Origin of the sequence: Nonomuraea sp. B5E05, from assembly GCF_039880665.1 — a bacterium.
GTDB lineage: Bacteria > Actinomycetota > Actinomycetes > Streptosporangiales > Streptosporangiaceae > Nonomuraea.
The window spans coordinates 88,270-102,873 of sequence record NZ_JBDPMJ010000003.1 but is presented as its reverse complement, the minus strand read 5'-3'; the positions used below and the strand labels follow the sequence as shown (position 1 = coordinate 102,873).

Here is a 14,604-nt window from a genome sequence, read left to right as displayed (position 1 = left end):
GGGGGAAGTATGCGGCCTGACCGGCCGGGCGAAGCCCGCACGGCGGACCTGCGTGCCCGGCTCCGGCACGTCTACTGGATCGGCGGCGGCAGCGGCGCGGGCAAGTCGACCGTAGCCCGCCGCCTCGCGGACCGGCACGGCCTGCGCCTGTACGCCACCGACGATGTGATGCCGGATCACGCCGCCAGGAGCACGCCCGGCGAGTGCCCGCACCTGCACGCATTCATGGGCATGGACATGGACGAGCGGTGGGTGAACCGGTCCCCCGAGACCATGCTGGAGACGTTCCACTGGTTCCGGGGTGAGGGCTTCGACCTGATCGTCGAGGACCTCTTGCGGCTTCCCGCCGGGCCTCCCGTGGTCGCCGAGGGCTTCCGGCTGCTGCCGCACCTGGTGAAGCCCTTGCTGGCCACGGCGGACCGGGCCGTCTGGCTGATTCCGTCGCCCGGGTTCCGCCGGGACGCCTTCCGCAGCCGGGGTTCGCTCTGGCAGATCGCCGGGAGGACGGGCGATCCTGACAGGGCGCTGCGCAACCTGCTCGAACGCGACCTGATGTTCACCGAACGCCTCGCCGGGGAGGCGCGCGGGCTCGGGCTGCCCGTCATCGAGGTCGGCGGCACGATGACCGAGGAGGACCTGACCGATCGGGTGACGGCGGCGTTCGGGCTCTGAACGGCGGGCGGCCACTCCGATCGCAACGGCGGCCGGGAGGGGTGTCAGACGGCCAGGCGGGCCAGGACCTCGGCGAACTCCGGCGGCGGCGCCACGACGAGGCGGGCGTGGCCGCTCTGCAGCACGATGTCGGCCTTGATGAGCGTCAGCACTCCCCGGTGCCACCAGTAGACCTGCGCGCTGAGCCCGTCGGTGCGGGCCGCGTGCACCCGCAGCCGCTCGATGGCCCGCACCACCCCGATCCCGTCGACCGGATGGACGAGCAGGGTGTACGGGTCGGGCAGCACCACGAGCGCCCCGTCGGCGGGCACGGGCAGGTAGGAGCCCAGCCACCGCAGATGCGTGGCCGCGGCGGGGGTGGCCGCGGTCAGGCGGCTCACCGGCGTGCCCGAGAGCTCGATCCTCTCGACCAGCAGCCGCTCTTCGCGCCGCACGTTGGCAACGGCCAGGTCGAGGGCCCGCGCCGGCGGGACGGGCCAGCAGCCCGCCTCCTCGGGGCGCACGGCCCGCGTGCCGATGGTGAGCAGCTCCACGAGGTCGGCGTTGAGGTGGCGGCCCACCACGCGGGTCAGGTCGCTCACCTCGTCGACGGACTCCACCCGGGTGCGCATCAGCGGCTTGGCCTGCTCCAGGTCGCAGACGTCGAGCCGGTCACCGGCGGTGGCGACGGCGTGCGCGAGGTGCTCGGAGACCAGCATCGGCCAGTCTTCCCTCGCTCTGCGCGCGGCCTCGCGCCGCAGCCCGGTGAGCCGGACGACCAGCGGCTCGCCCGCCTCCGTGGCGCTCGTCAACCTCACGGAGCCTCCGTCGCGGGCGAACGCGAAGGTGTATCCGAGGGACTCCGCGACGAGCGCGAGCAGGGAATCGAGGTCGATGTCCTCGACCGGCCGGCGTGAGGGTTCGCGGTCGCGCCCGAACAAATTCACGCGCCGTGTCCCTTCTGTCGGTTTCGTCCCTCCTACCTTGCCTGCTCCTCATCGCCGATCCGACCAGCCAGGGAGCACGATTCGGTATCGATAACACCAAGCGCTCCCAGCCACACGGTCATCTGTGGCGACCCGTGACCCACCGGCAACCCCGCCACCACGGGCACCCCCAGCGGCGCCAGGCGGTCGCGCAGCACCGGATAGGGATCGCCGCAGTCGACCCACGAGCCGAGCGCGATGCCCCGCACGCCCTCGAACACCCCCGCCTGCAGCAGTTGCGTCAGCATGCGGTCGATCCGGTAGGGCTCCTCGGTCACGTCTTCCAGAAAGGCGATCTTGCCCTGGAACGACGGCTGCCACCGGGTGCCGCACATGGAGGCCAGCAGCGACAGGTTACCGCCGGACAGCACACCCTCGGCCCGCCCCGGCACCAGCACCCGGTCACCGTGCACCCGGTAGTCGTGTGCGGGGCCGTCCGCGCCGAACAGCACCGCCTGCAGGCTCTCCCAGCTCTGCGGCTCCGGCCGCTTCTCGTCGGCAATGATCAGGGAGGCGGGCATCGGCCCGTGCAGGGTCGGCACGCCCAGCTCGACGGCGAACGCGTTGTGCAGCGCCGTGATGTCGCTGGACCCGACGAGGACCTTGCGGCCCGCCGCCCGCATGGCGTTCCAGTCGAGCCGGTCGAGCAGCCGCGCGGCGCCGTAGCCGCCCCTGCAGCAGAACACCGCGGAGACGGCCGGGTCGCACCAGGCCGCCTGCAGGTCGGCGGCCCTGGCCGCGTCGCTGCCCGCGAGGTAGCCGAGCTCCTGGCGGTCGAGCGCGTGCGCGCCGATCACCACCTTCAGCCCGAGGCTCTCCAGACGCTCGACGCCGCGCCTGAGCATCACGGCGTCGGGCGGGCCCGACGGCGAGACGATCGCGACGGTGTCACCTGGCTGCATCGACCAACTCCTTACAGGCCTGCTCCGGTGAACACCGATGCGGCACTGGCTTTTCCACGTGCCAAACGGTGCCACACTTACCTGTCGTATGCGACTTCCGCCCCACATCCTCGTGGTCAACGGCATCAAGGTCCGCCGGCCGGTCTTCCTGCTCGGAGCCCCGCATTCCGGTACGGATCTGCTCGCCCGCGCCCTGAAACGATCCCCTGGCTTCCACGTGACGATGGGCCGCGCGAGCGTGGCGCACGTGGTGTACGCCTTCGCCCGCAAACCGTCGCTCGCCGCCACGTCCGGCGCCGTGCGCGTCATGCGTGACGCCCTCTCCGAGTCGTGGCAGGTGCTGCCCCGGTCGTGCGGCGAGTGCGCCGAGCCGTGCAGGGAGGCGGGCGGTGTCATCGGCACCGGCCCCTGCGTGAGCACCGGCGACGTCACCCGGTTCGGCGACGGCAGCCCCGACCTGCTCTACAGCGTTCCCGTGCTGCTCCAGGCGTTCCCCGACGCCCGGTTCGTGCAGCTCATCCGCGACGGCAGGGACGCCGTGGCCGGCATGCTGGCCGATCCGGCGTGCCTGGCCTGGTTCAAGCCGGCGATGCTGACGGGCCAGACCGAGTTCCCCAACGCGTTCTTCGGCGTCAGCAAGGACGAGCACCTCGACCGGTGGCGTGACATGCCGGACGCGGGCAAGAGCGCGCTGCGCTGGCGCAGCGCCGTGCGGGTCAGCGCCGAGCTGCGCAGGACACTGCCCGAGGAGCAGCTGCTGACGCTGCGCTACGAGGACCTCGTGCTCAGGCCGCAGCAGACGGTGGCCACGCTCACGGAGTTCTTGGAGACGCGGGTGTCCAAGGTCGTCCTGTACGACCCCGGAGTCCCCAAGCCGGGCGCCTACACGTCCCGGCTCGGGCGCGACGACGTCAAGCTGGTGGAGAAGGTCGCCCGCGAGGAGCTCAAGCGGCTGGGCTACCTGAAGAAGAGGTGAACTGGGTGCGGTAGAGCTCGGCGTAGAGCCCGTCGCGCGCCAGCAGCTCGTCGTGCCGGCCGCGCTCGGCGATGCGGCCGTCGTGGACGACGAGGATGTCGTCGGCCTCCCTGATCGTCGACAACCGGTGCGCGATGACCAGCGACGTGCGGCCCGCCAGCGCGGTCTTCAGCGCCACCTGCACCGCCGCCTCCGACTCGGAGTCGAGGTGGGCGGTGGCCTCGTCGAGCACCACCACCCGCGGCGCCTTGAGCAGCAGCCTGGCCAGCGCGAGGCGCTGCTTCTCGCCGCCGGACAGCCGGTAGCCGCGATCGCCGACGACCGTCTCCAGCCCGTCGGGCAGGCCCTCCACAAGGTCACCTATCTGCGCGGCTCTGAGAGCGTCCCAGATCTCCTCGTCGCTCGCCCCTGGCCTGGCATAGCGGAGGTTGGCCGCGATCGTGTCATGGAAGAGATGAGCGTCCTGCATGACCACCCCCACGGTGTCGCGCAGGGAGTCGAGCGTGGCTTCGCGCACGTCGAGCCCGTTGATCCTGACCGCGCCCTCGTTGACGTCGTAGAGGCGGGAGACCAGCGAGGTCATCGTCGTCTTGCCGGCGCCCGAGTGGCCGACGAGGGCGATCAGCTGCCCCGGCTCGGCCCGGAACGAGACGCCCTTCAGCACCGGATGGGACGGGCCGGTGTCCTGCCGGGCCACCGACTCCAGCGAGGCCAGCGAGACCTCCTCGGCGGCTGGGTAGCGGAAGCGCACGTCGTCGAACTCGATCGTCACCGGCCCCTCGGGCACCGGAACGGCGCCGGGGCGCTGCGCCACCATGGGCTCGAGGTCGAGGATCTCGAAGACCCGGTCGAAGCTCACGAGGGCCGTCATCACGTCCACGTGCACGTTGGACAGCGACGTGAGCGGGCCGTACAGGCGCATCAGCAGGGCTGCCAGGGCCACCAGCGTGCCCAGCTCGAAGACGTCGGAGACGGACAGCACGCCGCCGATGCCGTACACGAGGGCGGTGGCCAGCGCGGCCACGAGCCCGAGTGCGACCCTGAACACGGTGCCGTACATGCCGACGGTCACGCCCACGTCGCGGACCCTGGCGGCCCGGCTGCCGAAAATCTCGGCGTCGTCCTCCGGCCGGCCGTAGAGCTTGGCGACCGTCGCGCCCGCCACGTTGAACCGCTCGGTGGTGACCGAGCTCATCTCGGCGTCGAGTTGCATCTGCTCCCGGGTCAGCGCGGACATGCGGCGGCCCACGAACTTGGCGGGGACGATGAAGATCGGCAGCAGCACCAGCGCGACCAGGGTGACCTGCCACGACAGGGCCAGCATCGCGCCCAGCACCAGGACCAGGCTGACCACGTTGGAGACCACGGACGACAGCGTGCTCGTCAGCGCCCGCTGGGCGCCGATCACGTCGGTGTTGAGCCTGCTGACCAGCGCGCCGGTCTGGGCCCGCATGAAGAACGCCACCGGCATGCGCTGCACGTGGTCGAACACCTCGGTGCGAAGGTCGAAGATCAGGCCCTCGCCGATGCGCGCCGAGAACCACCGCTGCACCAGCGTCAGACCGGCGTCGACCACCGCCAGCACGGCGATCGCCACGGCCAGCCCGACCACGACGCCGGTCCGCTTGGGCAGGATGCCGTCGTCGATGATCGCCTTCATCAGCAGCGGGTTGGCGACCACGATCACCGCGCCCAGCACGACGAGCACGAGGAACGCCACGATCTGCCTGGTGTAAGGCCTGGCGTAGCGCGCGATGCGGCGCACGATGCCGGGCCGCAGCCGCTGCCTGGTCACCGAGTCGTCGCGCCGCAGGGACGCCATCACACCGGGGCCGAAGCCCCCGCCCATCATCGCCATTCGGGGTCCTCCTCCCGGCACAGCGCCACCATGGCGTACGAGGATTCCCGAGTCAGCTCACCGCGTAATCCCGGGGGCTTCCAGTATCCGCCCGGCACCCCTGCCCTGGTGCCCCCGCCTCAGCCGAAGAGGGCCTTGAGCCGGGCGGCCTGCTCGGCCCCCTCGGCTGCGCACTGCTCCTCCAGGGAACGGCCCTGCGCCCCCTGGAGGAGTCGCTTGGTCGCGGCGGCCGCGTCCCGGTTGACGGCGAGCAACTCCGCGATCTTGTCGTGTACGGCCTGGTCGAGGTCGCTCCCTGCGACCACGTTCTCCGCCAGGCCGATCCGCACGGCCTCGTCCGCGTGCACCATCCTGGCCGTCAGGCACAGGTCTTTCGCCCTGGCCAGGCCCACCAGCTCGACCAGGGGCTTGGTGCCGGTCAGGTCGGGCACGAGGCCCAGCGCGGCCTCCTTCATGCAGAACGCGACGTCGTCGGCGACGATCCGCAGATCGCAGGCGAGCGCCAGTTGAAATCCAGCGCCGATCGCGTGCCCCCGCACGGCGGCGATGGAAACGATCTCCGGGCGGCGCAGCCACAGATATCCCGCCTGAGCCTGCTGCAGGCGCTGCTCGAAGGTGGCGGCGTCAGCAGCGGCCGCCGAGCTGAACGAGCCCTGTCCGGGCACCCCCTCTGGTGTGAACATTCGCAGGTCGATTCCTGCCGAGAAGGACGGTCCCTCACCTTTCACGACGACGACGCGCACCTGCTCGGGCAGGTTCTCGCCGATGCGAGCCAGTGCCGACCATGTCGCGAACGTCATGGCGTTGCGCTTTTCCGGCCGGTCCAGCGTGATCGTCGCTATCTCACCGTCCACCTCGAATCGGAGCCCGCCGTCCGCCGGATTCCCGGCCGAGGCGTCCTCCGCATACCCCCCGCGCTGTTGCGCCCGCGCTTCCGCCATCGCCCGCTCCTCGTGTCCCGGCCGCGCACAGGGTGCGCCGCGGAGTGCTGACCGTCGCGCCCGAGCCTACAGAATGTCGTTCTGGCCCGGGCGCGACGTCGGCTGTCAAGGGACGAGCGGCTGCGGTCGCACGTTCCGAGGCGGCCGTCAGCGCTTGGACTTGCCCCGGGTCGCCCCGCCGCGCCCGCGCAGAGTCACTCCGGACTCGCTAAGGATGCGGTGGATGAACCCGTAGGACCGGCCGGTAGAAGCGGCCAGGGCGCGGATGCTCTCGCCCTGCGCGTAGCGCTTCTTGAGATCGCCGGCCAGTTTTTCCCGGTCGGCCCCGGTGACCCGGGTGCCCTTCTTCAGTGTCTCGGCCACGAGTACCTCCTGTAGTGCCGGACTTCCGCAGCGTTACTCCGCCATGATCAGTCATTTCAGCGGGATCGGCTACCTACTCCACGGGAAAAGATCCGTACCCACTCAAATTAAGATCAGGCAAGTGCCACAAGATCGGAAAATTCGTCGCTCCATGCGTCTTCAGTTCCGTCAGGTAGCAAGATCACCCTATCCGGTGACAGGGCGTCAACGGCACCCTCGTCATGTGTGACTAGGACGATTGCCCCTGAATAGGACCGTAGAGCATTGAGGACCTGCTCGCGGCTGACGGGGTCGAGGTTGTTCGTCGGCTCGTCGAGAAGGAGCACATTGGCGCTCGAAAGCACCAGGATGGCCAGGGCGAGCCGGGTCTTCTCCCCGCCGGAGAGCACGCCGGCCGGCTTGTCGGCGTCCTCCCCCGTGAACAGGAATGAGCCGAGCACCTTGCGCAGCTCGGTGTCGGTGAACTGGCCACCGGCCGAGCGCATGTTCTCCAGGAGCGTGCGGTCGTTGTCGAGCGTCTCGTGCTCCTGGGCGTAATAACCGATCTTGAGGCCGTGACCGGGCCTGATCTCGCCGGTGTCGGGCTTTTCTATGCCGCCGAGCAGGCGGAGCAGCGTGGTCTTGCCGGCGCCGTTGAGGCCCAGGATGACGACCCTGTGGCCGCGGTCGATGGCCACGTTGACGTCGGTGAAGACCTCGAGCGAGCCGTACGACTTCGACAGCCCTTCCGCGGTGAGCGGGGTGCGCCCGCACGGCTGGGGCTCGGGAAAGCGCAGCCTGGCCACCTTGTCGCTCTGGCGCTCCTCCTCCGTGCCCGCCAGCAGCCGGTGGGCGCGCCGCATCATGTCCTGGGCGGCCTTGGCCTTGGTGGCCTTGGCGCGCATCTTGTCGGCCTGCGCCAGCAGTGCGCCCGCCTGCTTCTCCGCGTTGGCCCGCTCCCGCTTCCTGCGCTTCTCGTCGGTCTCGCGCTGGGCGAGGTAGGCCTTCCAGCCCACGTTGTAGTGGTCGATCACCGAGCGGTTGGCGTCGAGGTGCAGGACCTTGTTGACCGTTGCTTCAAGAAGGCCGACGTCGTGGCTGATGATCACCAAGCCGCCTTGATGGGATCGCAAAAAATCACGAAGCCACCCGATTGAGTCAGCATCTAGGTGGTTTGTCGGCTCGTCGAGAAGGAGAGTTTCCGCTCCGCTGAAAAGAATTCTCGCCAATTCAACGCGCCTGCGCTGACCCCCGGAAAGCGTTTGCAGCGGCTGCGTGAGCACTCTGTCGGGCAGGCCGAGACTGGAGGCGATGGAGGCGGCCTCCGACTCGGCCGCGTAGCCGCCGAGCACGTGCATCTGGTCTTCGAGGCGGCCGTACTGCTTCACCGCCCGCTCGCGCGTGCGGTCGTCGGCGGAGGACATGCCGAGCTCGGCCTCACGCAGCTTGCGGAGCACCTCGTCGAGCCCGCGCGCCGACAGGATGCGGTCGCGGGCCAGCACCTGCAGGTCGCCGGTGCGCGGGTCCTGAGGGAGGTAGCCCACGCTGCCGGACCTGGTGACGGCGCCGGAGGCGGGCAACCCCTCGCCCGCCAGCACCTTGGTCAGGGTCGTCTTGCCCGCGCCGTTGCGGCCGACGAGCCCGATCTTGTCGCCGGGATTGACCCGGAACGTGGCTTTCTCGATGAGCAGGCGCGCGCCCGCGCGCAGCTCGATATCACTGGCGATGATCATGATGGCGGAACACTCCCGAGCTAGGAAACGAGGGTTGGGGCGTGCGACGCCGATCAATCGGGAGTATGCATACGGATCAGTGTAGGGCCCCCGGTGGGGCCCCACCCCTGGTTAATCCTCCTCCAGGTGCTCCGCGATCAGGGCCAGGTTGCCGATCGCGGCCAGGCCGTACTGCGCCGCGCTGTTGGTGGACACGAACGGCGCCTCGCGCACCGGCGACGGCACCTCGGGGCCGTCGACCAGCGTCAGCTCCCACTTCTCCTGGTGCTGCAGCGGGTTGCGGTTGAGCTGGTCGCCCTCGCCGAGGCGGAACTTGCGCCACGCCCACGCGGCCAGCCCGGCGTCGCCGGTGCGCGCCGCCGCGTACGCTGTGAGCCTGCTGTGCGCCTGGATCAGCGAGATCCCGCTCAGCCGCCGGCCCACCTCCGCCTCCTGCTGCTCGGGGGTGGCGAGATAGAGGCGGCAGTACTCCAGCCACGCCTCCTCGAAGCCCGGCACGCCGAGGTCGAGCGCGATGAGCTCCGCGCACATCTCCGGCAACCCGAACAACGACGACAGGTGCGAGACGGAGATCTGGTCCCGCGAGGTGTCGAAACGGCCCGTCTCCAGGTTCAGCCGGCCCTCACCCGTCAGGAACCGGCGCGGCATCGCCCCGATGTCGGCCATCGTGCCCAGCAGCCGGTCCCTGGCCCGCTCGTCGCCGTGCCGCTCCCACCGGGTCAGCCACGCCGCCGCCAGCGCCCCCCAGTCCGTGCCCAGGCCGACCGACAACCCGGCCGGGTCTGGGGTGTAGACGTCCTCGCGCACCTTGCGCGTGGGGTCGATCGCCAGGAACGTCTCCTCCGGCGTGCTCAGCTCGTCCATGAGGTCGCCGGTGCGCTCGTCGGCGGTCAGGTAGTGGTGGAAGCGGCGGTAGGCGGCGTTGGAGATGCGCAGCTGCTTGCAGCTGCAGCCCCAGTGCTGCACGTTGTGCCGGCTGCCCAGGCCCTTCCACCTGCCGAGATGGTAGACGTCGACCTCGCCCGTGTGGCGGGTCATGGCCTCGGCGAAGCGGAAGACGTCGGCGCGTCCCGTGCGCAGATACTGCAGCCACAACCACAGGTCGGGCGACAGCTCCGAGTTGTCCCAGGCGTAGCCGCCCACGTCGTAACGCCAGGTGTGCCGGTCGGGGTCGTAGGTGTGCATGACGTCGCCGTAGTCCCAGAAGCCGTACCACCTGCGCTGCTCGCGCTCGCGCACGTACAGGTCGAACAGGAAGTCCAGACGGTCCTCGATCAGGGCGCGCGCGGGCGCGGAGCGGTCGGGCAGTCCCCACACGCCGAACACGCCGGCCTGCTTGATCCGCTCCGGGGAGACGCGCAGCAGGCCGGGCTCGTTCATGGCGGCGGCGTGCGCGGACAGGTCCGCGGCCGAGGGCGTGGCGTCGCAGGCGCGCAGGGTCAGCTCGTGCGTACGCGCCACTCCGTGGGCGTCGCCGAAGCCCGGCTCGTAGTCCTCGTACGTGATCTCCAGGCCCTCGAGCTGCTCGGCGAACGTGTCCTGGCCCATCCCGTCGTGGTAGAAACGCAGATCCATGGCCGGCGCGGACGGCGACCACAACCAGACGGTGGCGGTGGCCAGGCCGGTGGCGGCGTTCCTGACGTCGAGGCGGGTGGGGTGCAGGCGCCAGAAGTCGCGCAGCCCGAACCCGAGGCCGCCGCTGACGCCGCCGACGTAGCCGTAGCCCCCCGAGCGCGTCCCCGAGGGGATCGTCACCCACGCGTGGCCCTCCGCGGTGCGCTTGCGCAGCGTGTAGCCGTCGGCCGAGCCCTGGTCGAGGGTGTAGTCGTTCCAGGCGGGGATGAGGTGCAACCGGCTCGCCACGTCGGGGGCGATCTCCCCGGCGGGCCTGCCCTCGACCTGCGCTCTGCGTACGTGCTCGCCGGGGTCGCGGCGCAGGCCGGTCAGGCCGCGTACCGCCTCGGTGAGGAAGCCTTCCGCACCGGCCAGCCGTACGTGCCTGTCGTGGAGCTGATCGTGCATGACCACGTCGGCGCGCAGGCCGAGCCCGGCCAGGAAGTCGCGCTCCGGGTCGCCGTCGTAGACGAACGTGTGCATGATCCGCACCTGCTCGGCGCCGGCGTGGAAGTAGAGGCGCACGGTGAACGGCAGCCAGTCGCCGTGCCGGCCCTCCAGCCGCACGACGGCGCGCAGGGGGCCGTCCTGCTCGACGGTGACGCTCTCGACCATGCCCTCGCCCTGCTCGCGGGCCACGGCGCCGCCCTCGTCGGGAGTCGGCTCACCCTGCCGGAGGCTGACCAGACGGACGTTCCTGGCGATCTCGCGGCTCCCGCGCGAGATCGAACGGGCGACCGTCCCGCCGCCGAGCTCCCAGGTGACCACGCCCGTGCTCACGACCAGCCCGCCGCGCTCGCGGGCGACCGTGACGGCCGTTCGTGGCACGGCGGGCTCACGGCCCGGTTCGAGCCGGTACGCCCGCGCGACGTCCCGCTGCGCCCCGATGGCGTGGGCCGACCACTTGACCGAACCGTCCGGCCAGGTTGCGGTCACCCAGCTCTGCACGGGCACCTCGCGGCCCGCGTCGTCGGCCAGGGCGAACGGCGCGTCCCGCGCCACCGTGCCGCGCGGCCACGGGACCCCCCAGGTCGTCCCCTCCTCACCCGGTCGGTCCAGCCAGCGAAGCTCGGTCATGTGATCTCCTTCAGTCGGGGACTGCGGGCCCTGCCTCATTCCTTGACCGATCCGATCAGCACGCCCTTGGCGAAGTGTTTCTGCAGGAACGGGTAGAAGAACAGGATCGGCAGGGTCGCGATGACGACCACGGCGAACTTCAGGCCCTGCTCCGGCGGCACCCAGGTCCGGTCCATCTGCGACAGGGCGGTGGCGGCGTCGGTGCTGGTCAGCTGCCGCACCAGGACCTGCAGCGTCCACTTGTCAGGGTCGCTGATGTACAGCAGCGGCGACATGTAGTCGTTCCAGATGGCCACCGCGTAGAACAGCGAGAAGGTCGCGATGACCGGCTTGGACAGCGGCAGGACGATCTTGAAGAACACGCCCATCTCGTTGCAGCCGTCGATGCGCGCGGCCTCCTCCAGCGCCTGGGGCAGCTCCTGGAAGAAGCTCTTGACGATGATCAGGTAGAACGGGTTGATCGCCAGCGGCAGGATCAGCGCCCAGTAGCTGTCGAGCAAACCCAGGTCGCGCACCACCAGGTAGGTGGGGATCATCCCGCCGGAGAAGACCATCGTGAAGATGACCAGGTTCAGGACCAGCGTCCTGCCCGGGAGGTACCGCTTGGCCAGCGGGTAGGCCATGGTGAAGGTCAGCAGCAGCTGGACCACCGTGCCGACCGCCGTCACGACGACGGTCGTGAGCAGGGCGCGGACGAACGTGTCGGTGGCGAAGATGTAGGCGTAGGACTCGGTGACGAACTTCTCCGGCCACAGGAAGAACGGGCGCGAGGAGATCTCCGCCTCGCCCGCGAACGATCCGGCCAGCACGTAAAGCAGCGGCAGCACCGTGATGAGCGCCAGCCCGACGAGCACGACGACGTTGAGGGTGTCGAACGTGCGGCTGGCGAGCGAGCCGTGGTTGTCGACCGGCTGCGTGGCCTTGGTCTCGGTCATGGTCGGCATGCCGGGGCTCCTTAGAACAGTCCACGCTGGCCGAGGCGCTTGGCCAGCCAGTTCGAGCCGAAGATCAGGATGACGCCTGCCACGCCCTTGAACAGGCCGACGGCGGTGGAGTAGCTGATGGCACCCTGCTGGATGCCGGCGTAGTAGACGTAGGTGTCGAACACGTCGGCCACCGAGCGGTTCAGTGAGGTGGTCATGAGCCAGATCTGCTCGAAACCGGAGTCGAGCAGGTTGCCGGACGCGAGGATCGCCATCACGACGACCGTCGGGCGGATCGCGGGCAGGGTGACGTGCCAGAGCTGCCGGAAACGTCCAGCGCCGTCCATGCGGGCGGCTTCGTACAGGTTGGGGTCCACGCCCGCCAGGGCGGCGAGGTAGATGATCGTGCCCCAGCCGGTCTGCTTCCACAACTGCTGCAGGATGATCAGCGGCCGGAACCACTCCTCCTGCGCCATGTAGTCGACCTTCGCGGTGTCGCCCAGCAGGTCGCGGATCCATCCGGAGATCACGCCGAAGTCCGCCGCGAACAGCAGGTACGTCAGCGACGCGACGATCGTCCAGGACAGGAAGTGCGGGATGTAGATCAGCGACTGGACCGACCGCTTGACGAGGCTGACCCGCAGCTCGTTGAGCATCAGCGCGACGATGATCGGCGCGGGGAAGACGATGACGATGTGCAGCAACGCCAGGAACAGCGTGTTGAACATCAGCCGGCCGAAGTCGGGGCCGGAGAAGAGATCCTCGAAGTGCTTGAAGCCGACCCAGGGGCTGCCCGAGTAGCCGAGGAAGGGCAGGAAGTCCTGGAACGCGATCGTCACGCCGTACATCGGCAGATACTTGAAGATCACGAAGTAGGCGACGCCCGGGATGAGCATCAGGTAGAGCCAGCGATAGCGCGCCAGCGCCGCACGGAGCGGCACCTTGCCGGCCCTCCGCTTCTTCGCCTTGGTGGCCGCCTTCGGGGGAGGCGGCGCCAGGTCGGTGGCCACAGCGGCCTCCTTTCATGTGAGAGGCCCGGGACGCGCGGGCCCCGGGCCTCTCGACGCGACGGCTACTGCCCGAGCTTGGACACCAGGTCGTTGATCTCGGCGGCCACCTGCGTGCCGCCGCTGTCGTACCAGCGCTTGATCTCGGCCTTGAGCTGCTCCTCGGTGAAGGTGCCCGACAGGTACTTGATCCGGGCGTCCGAGACGATCGTGTCGATCTGCGCGCCCTTAGCGACCGCGGTGGGCGAGATCACGGGCAGTGCCACGTTGTGCACGGCCGTCTTGAGGTCCTCCTCCACCAGTTCCTGCTGGAGCTTGAGCATCTCCTGGTACGGCTCCCCTGACGGCACACGCTGGTAGGCGATCCCGCCGATGGACACGTCACCCTTGGTGCTGAGCTGGATGAAGGCGTCGTCCACGTTGTTCTGGACGGTCTTGACCGCGGGGTCGTCCTCGTTGATCAGCGCGGCGGTGTCGCCGTTCTCGACCTTGAAGTTGCGGCCCTCGATGCCGTTGGTGAGCAGGACCTGGCCCTCCTTGGTCGCCAGCTTGTCGAGGGTCTTCAGCACGTTGTCGAGCTCCGCCTCGGTCCGCACGCTCTGCTTGGAGATGGCCAGGGTGTCGAGGTAGCCGGTGAACGGGTAGGAGAATTTCTTCCCGTCCGAGCGCTTGAGGTTGCCGACCATGGTGACCTTGTCGCCATAGGTCTCCTTGTCCTGCTCGTAGAACAGGTCGAGCCACTGCCTGGAGCGGATGTTGACGTCGATGATGATGCCGCCCCTGTTCTGCTGGACGGGGTCGTTCCACTTGGCGGCGTCGAGGGTGGCGAAGTCGGGGTTGACCATGCCGCCGTCGACCATCTTCTTCAGCCACCGGTTGGCCTCGAGGAACTCGGGGGTGTCGAAGCCCGGCACGATCTTGCCATTGCGCTCGCCCCAGCCGTTCGGAGCGCCGAACCACGTCTCGATCACGTCGTACGGGCTGGAGCTGGCGTAGTTGCCCGGCCATTTCGGGATGACGAGGCCGTAGGTGTCCTTCTTGCCGTTGCCGTCCGGATCCTTCTCCGTGAACGCCTTGGCGATCTCGTAGAGGTCGTCGACCGTCTCGGGCTCGTCGAGGCCGACCTTCTCCAGCCAGTCCTTGCGGATGATGACCGCCGAGCGCAGCAGCGGCCGCATCCGGTAGAGGCCGTAGGTCTTGCCGTTGATGGAGGCGTTGAGCGCCGTCTGCGCGTCGGCGGGCTTGAGGTTCGGGTACTTGTCCAGCTTGTCGGTCAGATCCCAGAACGCTCCGGCCTGGGCGGCCTTGACGAACGCCGGCAGGTGCGGGTCCACGACCATGACCTGCGGGATGTCGTCCGAGGCGAGCGTGACGTTCAGCTTCTCGGTGTACTCGGCGTTGGGCACCCAGGTGATCTGGAGCTTCTTGCCGAGGAACTTCTCGACCGCCTGGTGCATCTCGCCCTTGGGATCCGGCGCCGTGCCGAACAGCTTCGACATGAAGGTGATCGTGCCGGGATCCGCCTGGGGCGCGTCACCGCCGGAGCAGGCGGAGGCGGTGAGGGCGACCGTTAGCGTTAACACACCGGCAAGGA

At 69.4% G+C, this 14,604-nt stretch carries 12 protein-coding genes; 2 read left to right on the top strand and 10 right to left on the bottom strand.

Annotated features, from left to right (window positions below):
• Window positions 1–9: 9 nt before the first annotated feature.
• A complete protein-coding gene (locus ABGB01_RS06890; RefSeq protein ID WP_347771416.1) occupies window positions 10–672 on the top strand; it encodes a hypothetical protein in 663 nt (220 codons plus the stop codon).
• Between the two features lie 44 nt (window positions 673–716).
• Here ABGB01_RS06890 and ABGB01_RS06885 read toward each other — a convergent pair whose 3' ends face one another.
• Window positions 717–1,598, bottom strand: a complete 882-nt coding sequence (locus ABGB01_RS06885; protein WP_347771414.1) for a hypothetical protein — start codon at window positions 1,596–1,598, stop codon at window positions 717–719.
• A 32-nt stretch (window positions 1,599–1,630) separates the two neighbouring features.
• On the bottom strand, window positions 1,631–2,539 hold the full coding sequence (locus ABGB01_RS06880) for an LD-carboxypeptidase (RefSeq protein WP_347771412.1): 909 nt from the start codon (window positions 2,537–2,539) through the stop codon (window positions 1,631–1,633).
• 88 nt (window positions 2,540–2,627) lie between these two features.
• Here ABGB01_RS06880 and ABGB01_RS06875 point away from each other — a divergent pair, with 88 nt between their 5' ends.
• Window positions 2,628–3,515, top strand: coding sequence for a sulfotransferase (locus ABGB01_RS06875; protein WP_347771410.1), 888 nt, complete (start codon window positions 2,628–2,630; stop codon window positions 3,513–3,515).
• Here ABGB01_RS06875 and ABGB01_RS06870 read toward each other — a convergent pair.
• The 8 genes from ABGB01_RS06870 to ABGB01_RS06835 all read right to left on the bottom strand — a co-directional run bounded on the left by ABGB01_RS06870 (window position 3,484) and on the right by ABGB01_RS06835 (window position 14,593).
• Entirely contained in the window at window positions 3,484–5,373 is a 1,890-nt protein-coding gene (locus tag ABGB01_RS06870) for an ABC transporter ATP-binding protein (protein ID WP_347771408.1), read from the bottom strand. The two genes, ABGB01_RS06875 and ABGB01_RS06870, sit on opposite strands and share 32 nt — an antisense overlap.
• A gap of 119 nt (window positions 5,374–5,492) precedes the next feature.
• The gene (locus tag ABGB01_RS06865; protein ID WP_347771406.1) at window positions 5,493–6,314 is read right to left on the bottom strand and encodes an enoyl-CoA hydratase/isomerase family protein; all 822 of its coding nucleotides are present in this window, start codon (window positions 6,312–6,314) and stop codon (window positions 5,493–5,495) included.
• Between the two features lie 147 nt (window positions 6,315–6,461).
• Window positions 6,462–6,677 carry a helix-turn-helix domain-containing protein gene (locus ABGB01_RS06860; RefSeq protein ID WP_125642298.1) on the bottom strand — a complete coding sequence of 72 codons (216 nt, stop codon included), beginning with the start codon at window positions 6,675–6,677 and terminating at the stop codon, window positions 6,462–6,464.
• Window positions 6,678–6,790: 113 nt separating this feature from the next.
• Window positions 6,791–8,389: an ABC-F family ATP-binding cassette domain-containing protein gene (locus tag ABGB01_RS06855; RefSeq protein ID WP_347771403.1), complete on the bottom strand. Its 1,599-nt coding sequence runs from the start codon at window positions 8,387–8,389 to the stop codon at window positions 6,791–6,793.
• Between the two features lie 111 nt (window positions 8,390–8,500).
• A complete protein-coding gene (locus ABGB01_RS06850) occupies window positions 8,501–11,080 on the bottom strand; it encodes a Tat pathway signal sequence domain protein (RefSeq protein ID WP_347771401.1) in 2,580 nt (859 codons plus the stop codon).
• 35 nt (window positions 11,081–11,115) lie between these two features.
• Complete coding sequence (locus tag ABGB01_RS06845) at window positions 11,116–12,024, bottom strand: carbohydrate ABC transporter permease (protein WP_347644702.1); 909 nt, start codon at window positions 12,022–12,024, stop codon at window positions 11,116–11,118.
• Window positions 12,025–12,035: 11 nt separating this feature from the next.
• Window positions 12,036–13,013 (bottom strand): ABC transporter permease subunit, encoded by a 978-nt coding sequence (locus tag ABGB01_RS06840; protein WP_347771399.1) that lies wholly within the window; start codon window positions 13,011–13,013, stop codon window positions 12,036–12,038.
• Between the two features lie 62 nt (window positions 13,014–13,075).
• A complete protein-coding gene (locus tag ABGB01_RS06835; RefSeq protein ID WP_347771397.1) occupies window positions 13,076–14,593 on the bottom strand; it encodes an extracellular solute-binding protein in 1,518 nt (505 codons plus the stop codon).
• Between the last annotated feature and the right edge of the window lie 11 nt (window positions 14,594–14,604).